19 protein-coding genes are annotated in these 20,910 nt (G+C 68.6%); 13 read left to right on the top strand and 6 right to left on the bottom strand.

The window, feature by feature from the left end; genetic code table 11:
- Window positions 1-19: 19 nt before the first annotated feature.
- The 5 genes from MRB58_RS06410 to MRB58_RS06430 all read right to left on the bottom strand — a co-directional run bounded on the left by MRB58_RS06410 (window position 20) and on the right by MRB58_RS06430 (window position 5,011).
- Window positions 20-1,000, bottom strand: a complete 981-nt coding sequence (locus MRB58_RS06410; RefSeq protein ID WP_244780894.1) for an ABC transporter permease — start codon at window positions 998-1,000, stop codon at window positions 20-22.
- Window positions 997-1,974: an ABC transporter permease gene (locus MRB58_RS06415; protein WP_244780895.1), complete on the bottom strand. Its 978-nt coding sequence runs from the start codon at window positions 1,972-1,974 to the stop codon at window positions 997-999. The genes MRB58_RS06410 and MRB58_RS06415 overlap by 4 nt, the downstream gene beginning before the upstream one ends.
- A 45-nt stretch (window positions 1,975-2,019) precedes the next feature.
- Complete coding sequence (locus tag MRB58_RS06420) at window positions 2,020-3,621, bottom strand: ABC transporter substrate-binding protein (protein WP_244780896.1); 1,602 nt, start codon at window positions 3,619-3,621, stop codon at window positions 2,020-2,022.
- A gap of 132 nt (window positions 3,622-3,753) precedes the next feature.
- Complete coding sequence (locus tag MRB58_RS06425; protein ID WP_244780897.1) at window positions 3,754-4,557, bottom strand: creatininase family protein; 804 nt, start codon at window positions 4,555-4,557, stop codon at window positions 3,754-3,756.
- 70 nt (window positions 4,558-4,627) lie between these two features.
- The gene (locus MRB58_RS06430; protein WP_244780898.1) at window positions 4,628-5,011 is read right to left on the bottom strand and encodes a RidA family protein; all 384 of its coding nucleotides are present in this window, start codon (window positions 5,009-5,011) and stop codon (window positions 4,628-4,630) included.
- A gap of 211 nt (window positions 5,012-5,222) precedes the next feature.
- Here MRB58_RS06430 and MRB58_RS06435 point away from each other — a divergent pair, with 211 nt between their 5' ends.
- The 9 genes from MRB58_RS06435 to MRB58_RS06475 all read left to right on the top strand — a co-directional run bounded on the left by MRB58_RS06435 (window position 5,223) and on the right by MRB58_RS06475 (window position 13,922).
- Entirely contained in the window at window positions 5,223-6,230 is a 1,008-nt protein-coding gene (locus MRB58_RS06435) for an ABC transporter substrate-binding protein (protein ID WP_244780899.1), read from the top strand.
- A gap of 65 nt (window positions 6,231-6,295) precedes the next feature.
- Window positions 6,296-7,021 (top strand): ABC transporter ATP-binding protein, encoded by a 726-nt coding sequence (locus MRB58_RS06440; RefSeq protein WP_244780900.1) that lies wholly within the window; start codon window positions 6,296-6,298, stop codon window positions 7,019-7,021.
- Window positions 7,018-7,842 carry an ABC transporter permease gene (locus MRB58_RS06445; RefSeq protein ID WP_244780901.1) on the top strand — a complete coding sequence of 275 codons (825 nt, stop codon included), beginning with the start codon at window positions 7,018-7,020 and terminating at the stop codon, window positions 7,840-7,842. Before MRB58_RS06440 ends, MRB58_RS06445 begins: the two co-directional genes overlap by 4 nt.
- Window positions 7,839-9,077 (top strand): cytosine deaminase, encoded by a 1,239-nt coding sequence (locus MRB58_RS06450; protein WP_244780902.1) that lies wholly within the window; start codon window positions 7,839-7,841, stop codon window positions 9,075-9,077. The genes MRB58_RS06445 and MRB58_RS06450 overlap by 4 nt, the downstream gene beginning before the upstream one ends.
- Complete coding sequence (locus MRB58_RS06455; protein ID WP_371747281.1) at window positions 9,074-10,465, top strand: FAD-binding oxidoreductase; 1,392 nt, start codon at window positions 9,074-9,076, stop codon at window positions 10,463-10,465. The genes MRB58_RS06450 and MRB58_RS06455 overlap by 4 nt, the downstream gene beginning before the upstream one ends.
- Window positions 10,465-11,052: an NAD(P)H-dependent oxidoreductase gene (locus tag MRB58_RS06460; protein ID WP_244780904.1), complete on the top strand. Its 588-nt coding sequence runs from the start codon at window positions 10,465-10,467 to the stop codon at window positions 11,050-11,052. The genes MRB58_RS06455 and MRB58_RS06460 overlap by 1 nt, the downstream gene beginning before the upstream one ends.
- Before the next feature lie 204 nt (window positions 11,053-11,256).
- Window positions 11,257-11,751, top strand: coding sequence for a MarR family winged helix-turn-helix transcriptional regulator (locus MRB58_RS06465; protein WP_244780905.1), 495 nt, complete (start codon window positions 11,257-11,259; stop codon window positions 11,749-11,751).
- Window positions 11,752-12,666 (top strand): DMT family transporter, encoded by a 915-nt coding sequence (locus MRB58_RS06470; protein WP_244780906.1) that lies wholly within the window; start codon window positions 11,752-11,754, stop codon window positions 12,664-12,666.
- A gap of 74 nt (window positions 12,667-12,740) precedes the next feature.
- Window positions 12,741-13,922 carry a pyridoxal phosphate-dependent aminotransferase gene (locus MRB58_RS06475; protein ID WP_244780907.1) on the top strand — a complete coding sequence of 394 codons (1,182 nt, stop codon included), beginning with the start codon at window positions 12,741-12,743 and terminating at the stop codon, window positions 13,920-13,922.
- Between the two features lie 20 nt (window positions 13,923-13,942).
- Here MRB58_RS06475 and ubiG read toward each other — a convergent pair whose 3' ends face one another.
- Window positions 13,943-14,716 (bottom strand): bifunctional 2-polyprenyl-6-hydroxyphenol methylase/3-demethylubiquinol 3-O-methyltransferase UbiG, encoded by a 774-nt coding sequence (gene ubiG / locus MRB58_RS06480; protein ID WP_244780908.1) that lies wholly within the window; start codon window positions 14,714-14,716, stop codon window positions 13,943-13,945.
- A gap of 80 nt (window positions 14,717-14,796) precedes the next feature.
- On the opposite strand from ubiG, the gene MRB58_RS06485 reads away from it, so the two are divergent.
- The 4 genes from MRB58_RS06485 to prmC all read left to right on the top strand — a co-directional run bounded on the left by MRB58_RS06485 (window position 14,797) and on the right by prmC (window position 20,887).
- A complete protein-coding gene (locus tag MRB58_RS06485) occupies window positions 14,797-16,035 on the top strand; it encodes an aspartate kinase (protein ID WP_244780909.1) in 1,239 nt (412 codons plus the stop codon).
- A gap of 630 nt (window positions 16,036-16,665) precedes the next feature.
- The gene (ptsP, locus tag MRB58_RS06490; RefSeq protein WP_244780910.1) at window positions 16,666-18,930 is read left to right on the top strand and encodes a phosphoenolpyruvate--protein phosphotransferase; all 2,265 of its coding nucleotides are present in this window, start codon (window positions 16,666-16,668) and stop codon (window positions 18,928-18,930) included.
- Window positions 18,931-18,945: 15 nt separating this feature from the next.
- Window positions 18,946-20,007, top strand: coding sequence for a peptide chain release factor 1 (gene prfA, locus MRB58_RS06495; protein ID WP_244780911.1), 1,062 nt, complete (start codon window positions 18,946-18,948; stop codon window positions 20,005-20,007).
- On the top strand, window positions 20,000-20,887 hold the full coding sequence (gene prmC, locus MRB58_RS06500) for a peptide chain release factor N(5)-glutamine methyltransferase (RefSeq protein WP_244780912.1): 888 nt from the start codon (window positions 20,000-20,002) through the stop codon (window positions 20,885-20,887). Before prfA ends, prmC begins: the two co-directional genes overlap by 8 nt.
- Window positions 20,888-20,910: the final 23 nt, after the last annotated feature.

Consider the following 20,910-nt stretch of genomic DNA (forward strand, 5'->3'; position numbering starts at 1 on the left):
GGTCGCAGCGCTGCCATTCTCAGCGCAGCCGCGGGTTCAGCGCGTCGCGCAGCCAGTCGCCCAGCAGGTTTACAGCGAGCACCAGGATGGCCAGCATCGCGCCGGGGAAGATCGTGATCCACCACTCGCCGGAGAACAGGAAGTCCTGGCCGACCCGGATCAGGGTGCCGAGCGAGGGCTCCGTCGGCGGCACGCCCACGCCCAGGAAGGACAGCGTCGCCTCCAGGATGATGGCCAGCGCCAGGTTGATCGTCGCGATGACGAGCACCGGCCCCAGCACGTTGGGCAGCACGTGGCGCAGCATGATGGTGAAGCGCGACAGGCCGATCAGCCGCGCGGCCATCACGTATTCCTTGTTGGCCTCGACCAGCGTGGAGCCGCGAACGGTGCGCGCATACTGCACCCAGAACGAAAGGCCGATGGACAGGGTGAGGACGTAGAAGGCCGAGTCCTCGCGGCTGAGGCCGGGGAACAAGCCGCGCGCGGTCCCGTCGATCAGCAGCGCGATGAGGATGGCCGGGAAGGTCAGCTGCACGTCGGCGACACGCATGATGATGGTGTCGACCGCGCCGCCGACATAGCCGGCGAGCAAGCCGAGCGATATGCCGAGCACCGCCGCGAACGCCACCGAGGCGAAGCCCACTCCCAGCGAGATGCGCGTCCCGTAGAGGATCGCCGAGAGCATGTCGCGGCCCTGATCGTCGGTGCCGAGGAGATAGTCCGGGTTGCCGCCGTTCAGCCACACCGGCGGCGTCAGGCTGTCGAGCAGCGACAGGGAGGCGAGGTCGAACGGATCGTGCGGCGCGATCCACGGTGCGGCGATCGCCGAGGCGAAGATCGCCACGGTGACGATCGCGGCCAGGATCGTCACCGGCGACTTGGCGAACGAGTGCCACAGGTCGGAATCGAAGGCGCGGCCGACGGCGCCCCCGGGCCGCTCCGGCGGTGCGGCGGCCCTCGCCTCGACCGCCAGCGCGGAGGGGTCCGGATCGACGCTCATGCCGAGCCTCCCGACAGGCGGATGCGCGGGTCGACCGCCACGTAGAGGAGATCGACGACGAGATTGATGGTCACGAACAGCGCCGCGATCAGCAACAGGTAGGCGGCCATGATCGGGATATCGACGTTCTGCACCGCCTGCAGGAACAAGAGCCCCATGCCCGGCCACTGGAACACCGTCTCGGTGATGATGGCGAAGGCGATCACCGAGCCGAGCTGGAGCCCGGTGATGGTGATCACCGGCACCAGCGTGTTCTTCAGCGCGTGGCCGAAGTTGATCGCCCGGCGCGTCAGCCCGCGGGCCCGCGCGAAGCGGATATAGTCCGAGCGCATCACCTCCAGCATCTCCGAGCGGACGAGGCGCATGATCAGCGTCATCTGGAAGAGGCCGAGCGTGATCGACGGCAGGATCAGCGCCTTGAGCCCGCTCGCGGTGAGGAGCCCGGTGGTCCAGAAGCCGAGGTCCACCACCTGGCCGCGCCCGAACGAGGGCAGCCAGTGGAGGTGCACCGAGAAGATGAAGATCAGCAGGATGCCGATGAGGAACGGCGGCAGCGAGATACCGACCAGCGAGACGGTCAGGAACACCTTCGACAGCGCCGCGTGGCGCTTGAGCCCGGTGTAGACCCCCATCGGGATCCCCACGAAGAGGGCGAAGATCGCCGAGACGATGGAAAGCTCCAGCGTCGCCGGCGCGCGCGCCTTCAGGAGATCCGCGACGGGCTGCTTGAACTGGTAGGAGAAGCCGAAGTCACCCTGCGCGGCTTTGGAGATGAAGCGCCAGAACTGCACCGGCACCGGGTCGTCGAGGCCCAGGCGCTCACGCAGCGCGGCGCGCTCGGCAGGTGTCGTCTCGATGCCGACCATCTGGTTCACGGGGTCGCCGACGAACCGGAACAGGCTGAAGGCGATGAGCGCCACGACCGCCATGACGACGACGGCCTGGACGATACGGCGGATGATGAAAGCAATCACGACTCGGCCGGGGCGATGGGGGGCGGCCGGAGCCGCCCCGCCAGGTCAGTTCTTGTTGACGTGATAGAGCATCAGCGTGTTGTCGGCACGCTGCTGGAGGTCGACGTTGGTCGACTTGCCCCACGCGAGGCCCTGCTGATGCAGCGGGATGTGCGCCACGTCGTCGTGGATGATCTTGAACGCGTCGTAGATCAGGTCGTCGCGCTTCTCCGCGTCGTTCTCGACCAGGATCTGGTCCGCGAGCGCGTCAAGCTCCTCGTTGCAGTAGCCGCCGAGGTTGAACGGGCCGCCCTCGGTGCCGGTCTCGTTGCGGCAGCCGTTGAGGTTGTGGATGACGTTCCAGCTGTCGAACGAGCCGGGCGTCCAGCCGAGCAGGTAGAACGAGGTGTCGAACTTGTTGGAGGCCAGCACCTTGGCGAAATACTGCGTCTTGGGCTGGAAGTTCGGGTCGATCTTGATGCCGATCTTCGCCAGCATCGACGAGATCGCCTGGCAGATCTGCTCGTCGTTGACGTAGCGGTCGTTGGGGCAGTCCATCATGACCGAGAAGCCGTCGCCGTAGCCGGCCTCCTCGAGCAGCGCCTTGGCGGCGTCCGGGTCGTAGGGGTAGCGCTCGAACTCCTCGGAGCGGGAGTAGAGCTGCGGCGAGATCATCAGCGCCGACGGGGTCGACAGACCGCGCATGATCTTCTGCTTGATCGCCTCGATGTCGATCGCCTGGTAGAAGGCCTGGCGGACGCGCTTGTCCTTGAAGGGGTTCTCACCCTTGACGGACGAGGAGACGAGTTCGGGCCGCATCTGGTCGAAGCCGAGGAAGATCGTGCGCAGCTCCGGCCCGGTCATCGCCTCGGTGTCGGCGTTGGCCTCGACGCGCTGGATGTCCTGCACCGGGATCGGGTAGGCCATGTCGATCTGGCCCGAAAGCAACGCGTTGACGCGCGTCGCGTCCTGGCCGATCGGCGTGAACTCGACGCGGGTGACGTTGAAGTCCTTGTCGCCCCAGTTCCACCAGTCCTCGTTGGCCTCGAAGACGGTCTTCACGCCCGCCTCGTGGCTGGTGATCTTGAACGGGCCGGTGCCGTTGGCGTTGAGGGCGGCGTAGTTCTGACTGTCGGCGCCGGCGGAGGTGGCGGACGTCACGGCGACCGCGTCGTGCTCCTCGGACCACTCCTTGTCCATGATGCCCCAGGTGTCCCACTCGTAGTGGAGGATGGGGTTGGGGGTGGCGAGTTTCACGTCCACGGTGTGGTCGTCGACGGCGACGAACTCGGCGTCGGCGGGGATGCGGGTCTTGAGGTCCGAGCCCTCGGAGCGCACGCGGTCGGCCGAGAAGACCACGTCGTCGGCGGTGAAATCGTTGCCGTTGTGGAACGTGACGCCTTCGCGCAGGTGGAAGCGCCAGGTGGTGTCGTCGACGATCTCCCAGCTCTCGGCGAGGCCGGGGATGATGTTGAGGTCCTTGTCGCGTCGGGTCAGGCCCTCGTAGACGTTGCCGAGGGTGCCCAGCGAAAAGGTCTCGTTCAGCGTATACTGGTCGAGCGACTTCAATTCGCCCTGGAACGCGAACGTGAACGTCTTGTCGTCTTGCGCGAGTGCAGCGCTCGTCAGCACGGCAGCAGCCACCGTCCCGAGCAGTAACCGTCTCATGGCGAGCTCCTCATTGTCTCACATTCCGTCGTCGCGGAATTTAGACAGGGAGACTAGTCACGGGACGCGCGAGGCGTCCAGCCATTCTCTTATGCAGATCCAAAGTGTTTCCGTTGGTGCGCGAGCGGCCTGTCAGCGCGGGCGCGTTCCCAAAAGAATCGCCAGATCCGCGCGGGTCACGTCGCGCAGGAGGTCGATAAAGGCGTCGGCCTGATGCTCGGCAAGGCGTCGTCCGAGGGCGGCGTTGCCTACCCGCGCGTCACCCACGACCCCGTCCGGCGACAGGTCCTGCGCCTTCCACGCGAAGGGCTGTCTCCCGTGCGCGACGAGCTGGCGAAACTCGGCGGAATAGCGCGACTGGGCACTGGGGAAGGCCCGCGCGGCCTCCTCCCGCACCAGCTCGGGGCGGAAATGGCGGATCAGCGCGGTCTCCAGCGTGCCGCCGTGAATGCCGATCGCCCGCTCCTCCTCGCCGATCAGGTCCGCGTCGCCGAAGCGCATCCAGTTGGCGTGGACGGCGAGCATGTCGAACCGGACGCGCAGCTCACGGGTGACGACATCGAGGAGCGCGATGTTGCCGCCGTGCGAATTGGCGAAGACGATCCGTCGCACCCCGGCCCGCGCGATCGACTCGCCGATCTCGATCCACGCGCGGATCGCCGTTTCCCAGGTCAGCGTGATGGTGCCGCGATAGTCGATGTGCTCGTTGGACTTGCCGACCGTCTGCACCGGCAGGAAGGTGGCCGGGATGTCGGCCGGGAGCCGTTCCAGCACGGTCTTCACCATACCCTCGGCGATGAGGGAGTCGGTCCCGATGGGCAGGTGCGGCCCGTGCTGCTCGATCGCCGCGGTCGGCACCACCGCCACCCAGTCGTCCGGATGGTCGGGGATGTCGTGCGTGGTCATCTCCACCCAGTGCGGGCGCGGCGAAGTCATCGAGGGCGTCTCCGGGTGCGACGGGCGTGGATCTAGCGCATGGGGCCGCGCGCCGGCAACCGCGCGGGCCTCAGCGGATGGCCGCCAGCGCCTCGACCTCGACGACGAACGCCTCGCGCGCGAATCCGGAGACGATCATCAGCGTCGACGCCGGGGCGGGGTCGGCGACGAAGCGGTCGCGCGCGGCCATGTAACCGGGGAGATGCTCGCGCCCGGTCACGTAGGCGTTGAGCTTGACGATGTCGGCCGGGGTGGCCCCCGCCTCGGCGAGGATGGCGGCGATGTTGGCGAAGCACAGCTGCGCCTGCGCCTCGGCGCCCTCGGGCACGCTGTCGTCCGGCGCGACGCCGAGCTGGCCGGAGAGCAGCAGCAGGCGCATCCCCGCCGGCACCTCCACGGCATGCGGATAATTGGCGAACGGACGGCGGATCGTCGACGGCGTGTGGCGCTTCATCGGGCCACGTTAGCACGGACGCCGGCCGGGTCGACGGGCCTTCGGTGGCGGCGCCCCGCTCCCGCCCTCGGCACGAACGTTGCACGCGCGAAGGGCCGTTGCGCGTTCGGTCCTGGGTGGTATCCCTTCCGCGGTCGGCCGCGACGCGACGCGACGCGCAAAGCGATCCGCAATCGAAGCGAGCCGGCCGCCGGCTCCAGGGGGAAAGACGATGACACGGACCGTTCTGACACTGGCGTCCCTGCTGGTCGCCCTGCCCGCCGCGGCGCAGGACCCGACCCCGGTCACCTTCGGCACCAACTGGCTGCCCCAGGCCGAGCACGGCGGCTACTATCAGGCCCTCGCCGACGGCACCTACGAGGAATGCGGCCTCGACGTCACGATCGCGCCGGGTGGACCGCAGGTGAACAACCGCGCGCTGCTGCTGGCGGGGAAGATCCAGTTCCACATGGGCGGCAACCTGTTGCAGGCGTTCAGCGCCGCCAACGAGGGCATCCCGCTGAAGGTCGTCGCGGCGCACTTCCAGAAGGAGCCGCAGGTGATCATGACCCACCCCGGCGAAGGGTTCGACACCTGGGAGAGCCTGACCGAGGTTCCGACGCTGTTCCTCGGCGAGAACGGCTACCAGTCCTACTACCAGTGGATGATGGACGCCTACGGGTTCAAGGCCGAGCAGCGCAAACCCTACACGTTCAACCCCGCCCCCTTCCTCGCCGACAAGAAGAGCGGCCAGCAGGGCTACGTCACCTCCGAGCCCTACGCCATCGAGCAGGCCGGCGGGTTCGTGCCCAACATCTTCCTCATCGCCGACTACGGGTTCGACACCTACGCCACCACCGTCGAGGTCATGTCGTCGTTGATCGAGGAGGACCCGGAGGCGGTGCAGTGCTTCGTGGACGCGTCGGCGCTGGGCTGGACGACCTACCTCTATGGCGACGCGTCGGCCGGCAACGCCCTGATCCTGGAGGCGAACGCCGACATGACGCAGGATCAGATCGATTTCTCGATCGCGAAGATGAAAGAATACGGCATCGTCGATTCGGGTGAGTCCGAGACGGTCGGCATCGGCGCCATGACGGCCGAGCGGATCGAGGGCTTCTACGAGAAGATGGTCGCCGCCGGAGTCGCCCCGGAGGGGATCGAGCTGACGGACATCTACACGCTCGATTTCGTCAACAAGGGGGTCGGCGTCGACCTGAAGAAGGAGCTGACCCAGTAAGCGCCCTGGCCGACCCAGCCGCCCCTACCGCCACGGCGGGGGCTCCGATCGTCTCCCTCTCGGGCGTGACCAAGACGTTCGAGAGCGGCACGCGTGCCCTGGCCGGCGTCGACCTCGACGTCGGGCGCGGCGAATTTCTGAGCCTGCTCGGCCCCTCCGGCTGTGGCAAGTCCACCGTGCTGCGCCTCGTCGCGGGGCTCGACAAGCCCTCCGGCGGGTCGATCACCTGGGCCGACCGGCGCCGCCCGCGCGACGTCGGCTTCGTCTTCCAGGAGCCGACGTTGATGCCGTGGGCGCGGGTCTACGAGAACGTATGGCTGCCGCTGCGCCTGAAGGGCGTCTCCGCCAGGGACGCCGAGCCGCGGATCGTCGAAGCGCTCGAGAGCGTCGGCCTCGCCGACTTCCGCCGCGCCTACCCGCGCGAGCTGTCGGGCGGGATGAAGATGCGCGTCTCCATCGCCCGCGCGCTCGCCACCGACCCGTCGGTCCTGCTGATGGACGAGCCGTTCGCCGCGCTCGACGAGATCACCCGCTTCAAGCTCAACGACGATCTGCTCCGCCTGTGGAAGGATCGGGGGTGGACGATCGTCTTCGTCACCCATTCGGTCTTCGAGTCCGTCTACCTCTCCACCCGGATCGCGGTGATGACCTCCCGCCCCGGCCGCGTCGCCGAGGAGATCGCCGTCGACGAACCTGCGCCGCGAACGCCGGACTTCCGCATGAGCGCGCATTATGCCGACTATGCGCGCGCCACGTCCGAGGCCCTGTCCCGCGCGATGGGCGAGACGTGAGCGGCGACGGCGGCGTGGCGGCCCCGCGCCGGCGCCACCTCGACCGGGCCCTGCGCACGATCCTGCCGATCCTGGTGCTGTGCGGCGTGATCTACCTCTGGGACTGGACGGTGCGGGTGAACGAGATCCCGCCCTACATCCTCCCCGCGCCGGGCCTCGTCCTGCGCACGCTGGTGGACGAGTGGGCGCTGCTCGCCCCGTCCCTCGCCACCACGCTCGCCGTGACCGTGGCGGCGCTGGCGCTGGCGGTCGTCGGCGGCGTGCTGCTGGCGATCGTCCTGACGCAGTCGCGCATCATCGAGTATTCGATCTTCCCGATCGCGGTGGTGGTGCAGGTGACACCGATCGTGGCGGTGTTCCCGCTGATCAACATCTATATCGACAATCACCTCGCCAAGATCCTGCTCTGCGCCTGGATCATCGCCTTCTTCCCGATCCTGTCCAATACCACGCTCGGACTGATGTCTGCGGACCGCAATCTGAAGGACCTCTATCGCCTCTACGGCGCCTCGCGCTGGCAGACGCTGCGCCACCTGCTGCTGCCGGCCGCCCTCCCCTACTTCCTCGGCGGACTGCGCATCTCCGGCGGCCTGGCGCTGGTGGGGGCGGTGGTGGCCGAGTTCGTCGCCGGCACGTCCGGATTCGGCTCCGGCCTCGCGACGCGGATCATCGAGGCCGGCTACCAGCTCAAGATCCCGCGCCTGTTCGCGGCGCTCGGATTGATCTCGATGACGGGTGTCGCGATTTACGTCATCCTGAGCATCGTCTCCAACCTCATCCTGGGGCGGTGGCACGAAAGCGCGATGGAGGGACGGCGGTGAGACTGGCGAACGCGGCATTGCCGGCCGCGTTTCAGGAGGTGGGCGGCGAGGACCTCGCGCTCGTCGACATCACGCTCGACGGGGGGCGCATCGCGCTGGTGGAGCCGGCGTCGGGCAGCGTCATCGGTGCGCGCGACTGCGGCGGCGGCATCGTCGTGCCCGCCTTCGTCGACATGCACACCCACCTCGACAAGGGCCAAATCTGGCCGCGCACGCCCAATCCGGACGGCACGTTCTCCGCCGCGCTGGAGGCGACCGGCCGCGACCGCACCGCCCACTGGTGCGCCGAGGACGTGCGCCGCCGCATGGACTTCGCGCTGCGCGCCGCCTACGCCCACGGCACCGCCGCGATCCGCACCCATATCGACAGCGCGCCGCCGCAGGACCGGATCTCCTGGCCCGTCTTCGCCGAGCTGCGCGAGGCCTGGGCGGGGCGGATCGCCCTGCAGGGCGCCAGCCTCTCGGCGATCGACCAGCTTCCCGACGATCTTTCCGCCCATTTCGACCACGTCACGGCGCACGGCGGCATCGTCGGCGCGGTGATGTACCCGGTCGCCGGCCGCGAGGCGAAGCTGCGCGCCCTCCTGGAGGAGGCCGAGGCGCGTGGCCTCGACGTCGACCTCCACGTCGACGAGGCGCTGGACCCTGCGCGCAACGATCTGGCGCTGGTGGCGGCGGAGGCCAGGCGCATCGGCTTCTCCGGCACCATCACCTGCGGCCACTGCTGCACGTTGATGACGATGCCCCGGAGCGAGGCCGACCGCACGCTCGACGCGGTCGCCGAGGCGGGCCTCGCCATCGTTTCGCTGCCGATGTGCAATCTCTATCTCCAGGACCGCCAGGCGGGGCGCACGCCACGCATCCGCGGCGGCACGCTGGTGCACGAGATGGCCTCCCGCGGCATCCCCGTCGCCATCGCTTCCGACAACACGCGCGACCCGTTCTACGCCTACGGCGACCTCGACATGGTGGAGGTGTGGCGCGAGGCGACGCGGATCCTGCACCTCGACCATCCGGTCGGAGACTGGCCGCTGGCCTTCAGCGCCACGCCCGCCGCCGTCATGGGCCTGCCGGATAGGGACCGGATCGCCCCCGGCGCGGTGGCCGACCTCGTCGTCTTCGAGGCGCGTTCGTGGACCGAGCTTCTTGCACGGCCGCAGATCGATCGTACCTTGATCCGCGGGGGTGTTCTCGTGAAGCCGCCCAGGCCCGACTACCGCGAACTGGACGTCTGATGGACCTCGCCGCGCTGAAAATCGACATCGACGGCGTGGCGATCGAGGAGAACCCGCAGCTCGTCCAGCAGAAGAGCCGCGACTTCTACTGGTACTCCCCGGTGCTCAAGCGCCGGCTGGAGGGCGTGACGGCCGCCATCGTCGCGCGCCCGAAAGACGAGGAGGAGCTGCTCCTCGTCATCGGCGCCTGCTTCCGCAACGACGTGCCGCTCACCGTGCGTGGCTCCGGGACCGGCAACTACGGTCAGGCCATGCCGCTCGCCGGCGGCCTCGTGCTCGACCTCTCCGGCATGAACCGCGTCAAGGCGGTGAAGGCCGGGACGGTGGTCGCCGAGCCCGGCGCGATCCTCGCCGAGATCGATGCCGCCGTCCGCCCGTCGGGGCAGGAGCTGCGCATGTTCCCCTCCACCTACCACACCGCGTCGATCGGCGGGTTCATCGGCGGCGGCTCCGGCGGCGTCGGCTCGATCCGCTGGGGCGGACTGCGCGACGCCGGCAACGTGGTGCGGGTGAGGATGGCGGCGATGGACGGCTCCATCCCCACCGTGCTCGACCTGACCGGCCCCGACATCCACCGTGTCAGCCACGCCTACGGCACCACCGGGGTCATCACCGAAGTGGAGATGCCGTTGGCGCCGGCGGTGGACTGGGTGGACGCGATCGTCTCCTTCCCCACCCTCGAGGCGGCGGTGCGCCACGGCGAGACGCTCGCCGGGGCCGACGGGCTGCTGCTGAAGAACGTCGCGGTGATGGACGCCGCCATCGCCCCCTTCCTCAAGCGCCACGAGAGCTACCTCGCCGAGGGGGAGGCCTTCGTGGTGCTGATCGCCGCCGCCTTCGCCATGACCGACGTCGTCGCGCTGGCGACGCGGGCGGGGGGGCGCATCATGATGCGCTCCGACCGTCTCGACGAGGCCGAGCGTCATCGCCTCCCGCCGGCGTTCGAGCTGGCGTGGAACCATACCACCTTGCGTGCGCTGCGGGTCGACCCGTCGATCACCTACCTCCAGGTGCTCTACCCGCAGCCGGACATCGCCGGCAAAGTCCTGACGATGGCGCAGCTCCTCGGCGACGAGGCGCCGACGCATCTCGAGTTCGTGCGGTTCGACGGGGCGGTCGGCTGCTTCGGCCTCCCTCTGGTGCGCTACACCAGCGAGGAGCGGCTCGACGCGATCGTCAAGCTGCACGAGGACCACGGCTGCCCGATCTTCAATCCGCACCGCTACACGCTGGAGGAAGGCGGGATGAAGCAGACGGACGCGCTCCAGCTCGCCTTCAAGAAGCGCTCCGACCCCAAGGGCCTCCTCAACCCCGGCAAGATGATCGCCTGGGATCAGCCGGACTTCGACTACGGCCGCCCCTACCTGTTCCCGAGTCTCTCGGCCTGATGCGGGTTCTCGTCGTCGTCTGCCATCCCGACCCGGAGAGCTTCACGCAGCATCTGGCGGCGACCAGCCTCGCCGCGCTGGCGCGGGCGGGCCACGACGTGCGCCACACCGACCTCTACGCCGAGGGGTTCGACCCGGTGATGAGCCGCCAGGAGCGCCTCGGCTATCACACGCCCGGCGACAACGAGATCCCCATCGCCGGCCACCTCGCCGACCTCAGGTGGTGCGAGGCGGTGCTCTTCCATTATCCGACCTGGTGGTTCGGCCTTCCGGCCATGCTGAAGGGCTGGCTCGACCGGGTGCTCGTCCCCTATGCGACCTTCGCCCTCCCCACCGCCACGGAGCCGATGCGCGGCACGCTGGAGAACATCCGCCGCCTGTCGATCGTGACGACCGCGGGGGCGCCGACGCTCTACTCCAAGCTCGTCGGCGAGCCGGGGCGGCGCACGATCCTGCGCGGCATGCGGGCGCTCTGCCACCGGCGCTGCCGCACCGACTATGTCGCCCTCCACCGCATCGACAGCGCCGACGCCGCCACGTGCGCCCGCTTCGTCACCCGCGTCGAAGCACTGATCGCCCGGTACTGAGCCCTGGCGCGCCACGGCTTTCGGCCGTGCAGCGCGGCCCGCCGTGGCCGATCGGTCGCAGCCCATGGCAAACGCCTTCCTCGCGCCAGGGGATGGATACGTGTCGTGACACTGTCCCTTGAAGTCGCCGACCAGGGATCGTATGCGTCACGAGATGCACGAGCTGCCGCCCCTTGGTAGGGACCGCGCGTCGAGAGGGCGAGCATGCCGTTCGATCATTCCAAATCCGCGACGCATCGTCTGGCGCGTGCCGCCAAGGCGCATCGGGCGCGGGCCGGCGCGCACCTGTCGGCGATCAAGCTCTATCCGGGTCAGGAAAGCGTCCTGAAGGCGCTGGCCGACGGGGACGGCAAGACGATGTCGGCCCTCGCCGCCGAGCTGGGCGTGCAGCCGCCGACGGTCACCAAGATGGTCACCCGCCTCGCCGCCAACGGCTTCGTCCTGCGGCAGACGTCGGAGGTCGACGGCCGGCTGGCACGCGTGTCGCTGACGGAGACCGGCCGTGCGCTGATCGGCGACATCGACAAGATGTGGAAGCGGGTCGAGAAGGAAGCGCTCGCCGGGTTCGACGAGAAGGACCGCAAGCGAATCCGCAAGCTTCTCAAGAAGATCGAGAAGAACCTCCTCTCCGCCCACGGCGTCGAGACGCCGGACGAGATCGACGACGACACCCTCGACATCGAGGAGGCGGCCGAGTAGGTGCCCCTCCCTCCTGCCTCGACGGAAGCCGGCGCGAGCCTGCGCGGCATCATCCTGATGGTCTACGCGGTCTCCATGTTCGCGTGCCTCGATTCCACCGCCAAGTGGCTCGGCGCGTCGATGGACGCGGTGCATGTTGTGTGGTTGCGCTATGCCGCGCACGTGCTCCTGTTGTGCCTCTTCCTGCGCGTATGGCGCGACATCACGCCGTTCAAGACCAAGCACCCCTTCATGCAGGCGCTGCGCGGACTGACGCTGCTGGGCTCCACCTTCTTCAACTTCTGGGCCTTGCAGTACCTCCAGCTGGGCGAGACGAGCGCGATCATGTTCTCCGCGCCGCTGGTGGTGACGGCGCTCGCCGGGCCGTTCCTGGGCGAGAAGGTGGGCGTGCGGCGCTGGGCGGCGGTGTGCGTCGGCTTCGTCGGCGTCCTGGTCGTGCTGCGGCCGGGGACGGGGGCGATGCACTGGGCGGCGATGCTGTCCATCTGCGGCATGCTCAACTACTCGATCTACGTCGTGCTCACGCGGCGCATGCACCGCACCGAGAACTCGATCAGCCTGCTGATGCTGTCCGCGCTCGTCGGCGTCGTCGTGCTGGCGCCCGTGGCACCGGGGGCGCTCCTCGAACTCGACGGCTGGCAGTGGGTCCTGGCGCTGATGATGGGCCTCTTCGGCGCCTCCGGACACTTCGCGCTCACGGTGGCGCACCGCTACGCCAGCGCGTCCACGCTGGCCCCGTTCATCTATACGCAGATGGTCTGGATGATCCTGTTCGGCTGGGCGATCTTCCACCAGGTGCCGGACACCTGGACCTTCGTCGGCACCGGGATCATTGCCGCGGCCGGCATCTACATCCTGCACCGCGAGCGGATCCGCGGCCAGGTGATTGCCCAGCGCGACCCGGCGGTGCACTGAAGGCCCGAGCGCCCGGCGCGGCGGATGACGTCGCCGCCACATCCGAATAAGAAGGCGCCCGGAGGAGAGAACCCATGCTGACCACCACTCCCGGCTTCGACCGGATCGGCGAGGAGAACGCGTTCGCGGTCCTCGCGCGCGCCAACGCCCTCGCCGCGCAGGGACGCGACATCATCAACCTCGGCATCGGCCAGCCCGACTTTCCGACGCCCGAGCACATCGTCGAGGCCGCCGTGAAGGCGCTGCGCGACGGTCACCACGGCTACACGCCGGCGAACGGCATCCCGCCGTTGCGCGAGGCGATCGCCGCCGACATGACGACGCGCACCGGCGTCGAGACGAGCCCGGAGGACATCCTCGTGGTGCCGGGCGGCAAGGTGACGATGTACCTCGCCATCCTGCTCTTCGGTGAGCCGGGAGCGGAGATCATCTACCCCGATCCCGGTTTTCCGATCTATCGCTCGATGATCGAGTATACCGGCGCCAAGCCGGTGCCGCTGCCCATCAAGGAGGAGAACGGCTTCGCCTTCTCGCCGGACGACGTGGAAGCGCTGATCACCGACAGGACGCGCCTCGTCATCGTCAACTCTCCCGCGAATCCGACCGGCGGCGTCACGCCCCCCGAGGACGTGAAGCGCCTGGTCGAGATCCTCGGCCGGCACCCGAACGTCGCCGTCATGTCGGACGAGATCTATTCGCGGATGACCTATGACGGGCTGCCGCACGTGTCGCTCGGCTCGTTCCCGGAGCTGCGCGACCGGCTGATCCTGCTCGACGGCTTCTCCAAGACCTACGCGATGACGGGCTGGCGGCTCGGCTGGTCGCTGTGGCCCAAGGCGCTGTACGACAAGTGCCGCAAGCTGGCGGTGAACGCGTGGTCGTGCGTCAACGCGCCGGCGCAATTCGCCGGCATCGCCGCGCTGACCGGCCCGCAGGACGAGGTGACGGCGATGGTGCAGGCGTTCGACGATCGCCGCAAGGCCGTCGTCGCGGCGCTGAACGCGCTGCCGGGCGTCACCTGCGCGACGCCGAAGGGCGCCTTCTACGCCTTCCCCAACATCAAGGAGACCGGCTGGAAGGCCAAGCCGCTCGCCGACGCGCTGCTGAACGAGACGGGCGTCGCGCTGATCGGCGGTCCGGACTTCGGCACCCTCGGCGAGGGTTACGTGCGCGTCTCCTACGCGGCGGCCAAGCCGCGCATCCTGGAGGCGATGGAACGCATGGGCGACTTCCTGGAGAAGCGCGCCGCGGCCTGAGCGGCGACCCGGCGCCGCCGTCAGAGCGCTGCGGCGCCGCCCTCCGCCGGGTTGGCGCTCGCGCCGCCCGGCCGCACGGCGAGCACCATGTAGTTCACGTCCGTGTCCTGGCCGAGGCTCCATTCGTCGCGCACCGGATTGAAGACGACGCCGATCGGGGGGCGCGGCGACAGGCCGTTCGCCTCGAATGCGCGCTCCAGTTCCACCGGACGCACCAGCTTGTGGAACTGGTGGGTGCCGCGCGGCAGCCAGCGCAGCACGTACTCGGCGCCGACGATGGCGAGGGCGAAGGCCTTCATGGTCCGGTTGATGGTCGCAAACACCGTCAGCCCGCCCGGCCGCACCATCGCCCCGCAGGCCGCCACGAACGCGTCGACGTCGGCGACGTGCTCGACGATCTCCATCGCCAGCACGGCGTCGAAGGTCTCACCCTCGGCGGCCATCGCCTCGGCGGTGGTGTTGCGATAGTCGACCGAGACGCCCGACTGCGCCGCGTGACGCCCGGCGACCTCGACGTTGGTGGCCGCCGCGTCGACGCCGACGACCTCCGCCCCCATACGCGCCAACGGCTCGGACAGGAGACCGCCGCCGCAGCCGATGTCGGCGATGCGCAGGCCCTCGAGCGGCAGCTCCAGCTTGGGGTCGCGCTCGAAGTGGCGGCACAGCGACTGGCGCAGGAAGGTCAGGCGAACCGGGTTGAACTTATGCAGCGGTTTCATCTTGCCGTCGGGATTCCACCACTCGGCGGCGAGGCGGTCGAACTTGTCGACTTCGGCGGCGTCGATGGTGGACATGGGCGAAACCGTTGTTGTTCGTGGCTGACCCTGCTAGCTAGCGGCCTCCACCAGATACGCAACATCCAAAATCGATCCCGATGGCCCGCATCGTTATGAAATTCGGCGGCACCTCCGTCGCCGACCTCGACCGCATCCGCAATGTCGCCCGTCACGTCGAACGTGAGATCAAAGCGGGCAACGAGGTGGCCGTGGTCGTCTCGGCGATGGCGGGGGAAACCAACCGCCTCGTCGCCCTCTGCCGTGACGCCTCACCGCTGCACGACGCCCGCGAGTACGACGCGATCGTCTCCTCGGGCGAGAACGTCACCTCCGGACTGCTGGCCATCGTGCTGCAGTCGATGGGGGTCGACGCGCGCTCCTGGCAGGGTTGGCAGATCAAGACCCGCACCGACGACGCGCACGGCGCGGCCCGGGTCGATTCGATCGACACCGACGTGCTGGGCGCCCGCCTGTCGCAGGGGCAGGTGGCGGTGATCGCCGGATTCCAGGGCATCTCGTCGATGAACCGGATCACCACGCTGGGTCGCGGCGGGTCGGACACCACCGCCGTCGCCATGGCCGCCGCGCTCGGGGCCGACCGCTGCGACATCTACACCGACGTCGACGGCGTCTACACCACCGACCCGCGGATCGTGAAGGCGGCGCGCCGGCTGCCGCGCGTCTCGCACGAGGAAATGCTGGAGATGGCCTCGCTCGGCGCGAAGGTCCTCCACGTCCGCTCGGTGGAGCTCGCGATGGTGCACGAGGTGCCCGTCCTCGTATGCTCCAGCTTCGCCGACCCCGCTTTGCCGCCCGAGGGCACGCTGATCACTGCCGAGATCGAGGATATGGAACAGGAAACGGTCACATCCATCGCCTACGCCAAGGACGAGGCGCAGGTCACTTTGCGCGACGTGCCGGATTCGCCGGGCGTCGCCTACGCGGTGTTCGGACCGCTCGCCGAGGCGGGCATCAACGTCGACATGATCGTCCAGAACATTTCCGACGACGGGTCGACGACCGACATCACCTTCACCATCCCCGAGGCCGACTACGATCGCGCCCTCGCCACGCTGGAGGCCCAGCGCGGCAAGCTCGGCTTCGGCAAGATCATCGGCGACCGGGACGTGGTGAAGGTGTCGGTCATCGGCATCGGCATGCGCAGCCACGCGGGCGTCGCGGCGACGGCGTTCAAGGCGCTGTCCGAGCGGCAGATCAACATCCGTGCGATCACCACCTCGGAGATCAAGATCTCGGTGCTGATCGATTCGGCCTATACCGAGCTGGCAGTGCGCACGCTGCACTCGGTCTACGGGCTCGACAAGGCCGTCGCCTGACGCCGGTCAAGACGCGGACGCCGGTCCGTTTCACAATGTGATCGCCCCGGCGCCCGCACACTCATAAATTGTTTTTTCGGGCGTCTACGGGGTCACATTCCCCTGCGACGCGCCCCGTTTCGCCCTCCCGAACGCTGATATAGTTCGAAAATTCCGTGCCTCCGACCCGGAACCACCGCGTGTGTCGCCAAGTGGAGACAGCACGGGCCGTGATATTGAATTCGTCAATATCCGATCGGCCGCGCCCAACTCATAGAGTTTCCAGGTTCAAATTGCGTTTCGAACGGGCATTTCACTGCCGTATGGAATTCCATTTCTAGGATCGGCACGACGCTGCCGGGTGGTATACCAGCATCGTGCCGCTTTCGGCGCTACGATGCACGCGCCTACCGCTCGAATGCGCGCAAGCGTTGCGCACGCGACCATCTCAGGTGGCGAGGCTTGAGCGTGGCACATGGCAGAGGGGGCAACGCAACCATTGCTGGCGGACCACACGCCGGATAAGAAGGCGTTGCGGCGGCCGATGGACGGTCCTCCGCAGGGCGCCATATTCGAGGGAACATCAGAGCCGGACCACGAGCCGGCCATGCCCGATGCCTTAGTTGCGCGGGTCACGGGAGGGGAGGTCCGATGCGCGACACGCTCGCCGGTCCCAGACAGCTGATCAAGCAATTGCATGCCGTGATGGCTGCGCCGATGGACGCGCAGGACCGTCTCGACCGGATCGTGCGCATCATCGCCGACAACATGGTCGCCGAGGTCTCGTCCCTCTACGTCCTGCGTGCCGACGCCGTGCTGGAACTCTACGCCACCCACGGCCTCAACGCCGCGGCGGTGCACCGCGCGGGCCTGCGCGTGGGCGAGGGTCTGGTCGGCCGCGTCGCCAAGACCGCGCAGCCGCTCAATATCACCAACCCCCGCGCCCATCCCTCGTTCGCCTACCTGCCGGAGACCGGAGAGGAGGACTTCAACACCTTCCTCGGCGTCCCCGTCCTGCGGGCCGGGCGGATGATCGGCGTCCTGACGGTGCAGAACCGCGCACCGAAGCGCTACGACAACGAGGAAGTCGAGGCGCTGCAGACCACCGCCATGGTGATCGCCGAGATCGCCGGCACCGGCGACCTCGAGAAGATCCCGCAGCCCACCGCCGCGCTAGACATCAAGCGCCAGCTCCTCGTCTCGGGCGTGGCGATGTGCGAGGGGGTCGGCCTCGGCCGCGCCGTCCTGCACGAGCCGCGCGTCGTGGTCACGCGCCTGCTGACGGACGACGTCGAGCACGAGCTGTCGCGGCTGGAGACGGCGCTCGACAAGATCCGCGGCAACCTCGTCGCCCACCTCTCGCGCGACGAGGTGCAGGCCGAAAGCGCCCCGCGCGACGTCCTCGAGGCGTTCCTGATGATCGCGCAGGATCGCGGCTGGGCCCGCAAGATGGCCGACGTCGTACGCTCCGGCCTCACCGCCGAAGCCGCGGTCGAGCGCGTCCAGTCCGACAATCGCGCCCGCCTCATGCGCTCGACCGACCGCCTCGTGCGCGAGCGGCTGCACGACCTCGACGATATCGCCAACCGTCTCCTGCGCGAGCTGATGGGCCGCTCGCCCACCTCCCTCGCCCAGGTGACGGGGGACGCCATCATCGTCGCCCGCACGATGGGGGCGGCAGAACTCCTCGACTATGATCGCGCCCGCATCCGCGGCCTCGTCATGGAGGAAGGCACCCCCGCCAGCCACGTGACGCTGATCGCCCGCGCGCTCGGCATCCCCACCATCGGCCAGGCCTCGGGCGTGACGTCGATGGTGGAATCGGGCGAGGCGATCATCGTCGACGCGGACGGCGGCGACGTCCACATCCGCCCCTCGGCCGACGTCGAGAACGTGTTCGCCGAGAAGGTGCGCTTCCGGGCACGGCGGCAGGCGCAATATCGCCGGCTGCGCCACCTCCCCGCCGTCACCCGCGACGGGATGGAGGTCACGCTGTCGATGAACGCCGGGATGCTGGCGGACATGCCGCATCTTCGCGAATCGGGTGCGGCGGGCGTCGGCCTCTTCCGCACCGAAGTCCTCTTCATGCTGTCGCCGACGCTGCCGCGACCGCGCGAACAGGAACAGCTCTACCGCAAGATCTACGAGGAGGCCGAAGGCCGCCCCGTCTCGTTCCGCTCGCTCGACATCGGCGGCGACAAAGTCCTCCCGTACCTCAGGACGATGGACGAGGAGAACCCGGCGATGGGCTGGCGCGCGATCCGCCTCGGCCTCGACCGGCCGGGCCTGCTGCGCACGCAGATCCGCGCCCTGCTGCGCGCTTCGGCCGGGCGCGAGCTGAAGCTCATGTTCCCGATGATCACCACGGTGGCCGAGTTCAACGCCAGCCGCGCCCTGGTCGACCGCGAGCGCCGCTTCCTGCATCAGCACGGCTACCAGCTGCCCGACACCTTGAAGCTCGGCGTCATGCTGGAGACCCCGTCGCTCCTCTTCGAGCTGGAGGAGCTGCTCGCGGTGGTCGACTTCGTCTCCGTCGGCACCAACGACCTCTATCAGTTCGCGATGGCGGCGGACCGCTCCAACGTGCGCGTCGCCGGCCGGTTCGACACGCTGTCCCAGTCGTTCGTGCGCATGCTGAAGCGGATCGCCGACGCCTGCCACATCGCCAACGTGCCGGTCACCGTGTGCGGCGACTTCGCCAGCCGCCCGCTCGAGGCGCTGTGCCTGCTCGGCATTGGATACTCCGAACTCTCCATGCCGCCGGCCGCCATTGGGCCGGTCAAAGCGGCCATCCGTGCAACAGACTTGGGACGGTTGCGCGCACGTCTATGGCCGAGACTTGAACCGGGACGCGGAAGCGACGACATTCGTCATCTGCTGTCACGCTTTGCGGACGCACACGACATCCCGGTCTAGGACCCAAACGAACACATGGCGCTTCGACAGCGGCTCGACGAGGTCGTCGACCGCTTCAACATCTTGGAACAACGTATGGCATCCGGCCCGGCGGCGGAGGAATTCGTCCGCCTGTCGCGCGAGTATGCCGAGCTGGAACCGCTGGTGAAACGCGTCGCCGCGCTGCGCGAGGCCGAGAAGGAGCTCGCCGGCATCGACGAGATGCTGCACGGCGACGACGAGCTCGCCGAGCTCGCCGAGGCCGAGCGCCCCGCCGTGCTCGACCGTATCGAGACCCTGTCGGACGATATCCGCGTCGCCCTCCTTCCCAAGGACGAGGCGGACACCAAGAGCGCCATCCTCGAGGTGCGTGCCGGAACCGGCGGCCAGGAGGCGGCCCTCTTCGCGGGCGACCTCTTTCGCATGTACGAGCGCTTTTCCGCGGAGAAGGGCTGGCGGGTCGAGGTGATGAGCCTGTCGGAGGGTGAGGCGGGGGGCTACAAGGAGATCATCGCCGCGGTGCGCGGCGACAGCGTCTTCGCCAAGCTGAAGTGGGAGTCGGGCGTGCACCGCGTCCAGCGCGTGCCGGCGACCGAGTCGGGCGGGCGCATCCACACCTCCGCCGCCACCGTCGCCGTCCTCCCCGAAGCCGAGGACGTCGACATCGACATCCCCGCCAACGACATCCGGATCGATACGATGCGCGCGTCCGGCGCGGGCGGGCAGCATGTGAACACCACCGATTCGGCGGTGCGAATCACCCACCTGCCGACCGGTATCGTGGTCACCTCCTCGGAGAAGTCGCAGCACCAGAACCGGGCGCGGGCGATGGAAGTGCTGCGCGCGCGCCTCTACGACATGCAGCGCCAGCAAGCCGCCGACGCGCGCGCCGCCGACCGCAAGACGCAGGTCGGCTCCGGCGACCGCTCCGAGCGCATCCGCACCTACAACTTCCCGCAAGGGCGGATGACCGACCACCGCATCAACTTGACCCTCTACAAGCTCGACGAGATCCTCTCGGGCGCGGCGCTGGGCGAGGTGATCGACGCGCTGGCGACCGACCACAACGCCAAACTCCTCGCCGAAGCCGATGCCTGAAAGCCGCGGCGTCATCTTCACCGGCGAGCCGGACCTCGGCCACCTCTACACCACGCTGCGGCGCCGCTTCCGCGAGGCGCAGATCTCCACCCCCGACCTCGACGCCCGCCTCCTGGTGACCGAGACGCTCGACGTCACGACGACGCAGCTCATCGCCAACCCGCGCATGGCGGTCGACGCCGATCAGGTCGCCGAGCTGGAGCGGCGGGCGCAGGAGCGGCTGGCGGGTCGCTCCATCGGCCGCATCCTCGGCCGTCGCGCCTTCTGGTCGCTCGACCTGCGCGTGACCGACGATACGCTGGAGCCGCGCCCCGAGACCGAGACGGTGGTGGAGCTGGCGCTCGCGGCCCTGGCGACACCGGACGCGCCGGCGCTGGTGGCCGACCTCGGTGTCGGGACCGGGGCGATCCTGTTGTCGATCCTGTCGGAGCGGCTGGGCGCGCACGGGGTCGGCGTCGACATCTCGTTCAAGGCGCTGATCGAGGCGCGGCGCAACGCCGAGCGCCACAACCTCGACCATAGGGCGATGTTCGTGCAGGCCAATTTCGGATCGGCGCTGGCGCAGCAGTTCGACCTCGTGGTCTCCAACCCGCCCTATATCACCACCGACGACATCGCCGGTCTGGACCGTGCGGTGCGCGACTTCGACCCGCTGCTGGCGCTCGACGGAGGCGAGGACGGGCTCAACGCCTACCGTGTCGTCTTCACCCACGCGCAGCACATGCTGCGGCCGGGCGGGACGCTGGTGGTCGAGATCGATCCGGCGGCGCGCGACGCGGTGATTGCAGAAGCCGAGCGCAGGGGGCTTGAAGTCGAGACGGTTGCGGACGATCTTAATGGTGATGCAAGGGCGGTGTCCCTGCGGCGCGGTATGGTTTGAGCGCCACAGTTGAGAAAACATCG

It is taken from the genome of Acuticoccus sp. I52.16.1 (assembly GCF_022865125.1).
In the GTDB taxonomy this organism is placed as follows: domain Bacteria; phylum Pseudomonadota; class Alphaproteobacteria; order Rhizobiales; family Amorphaceae; genus Acuticoccus.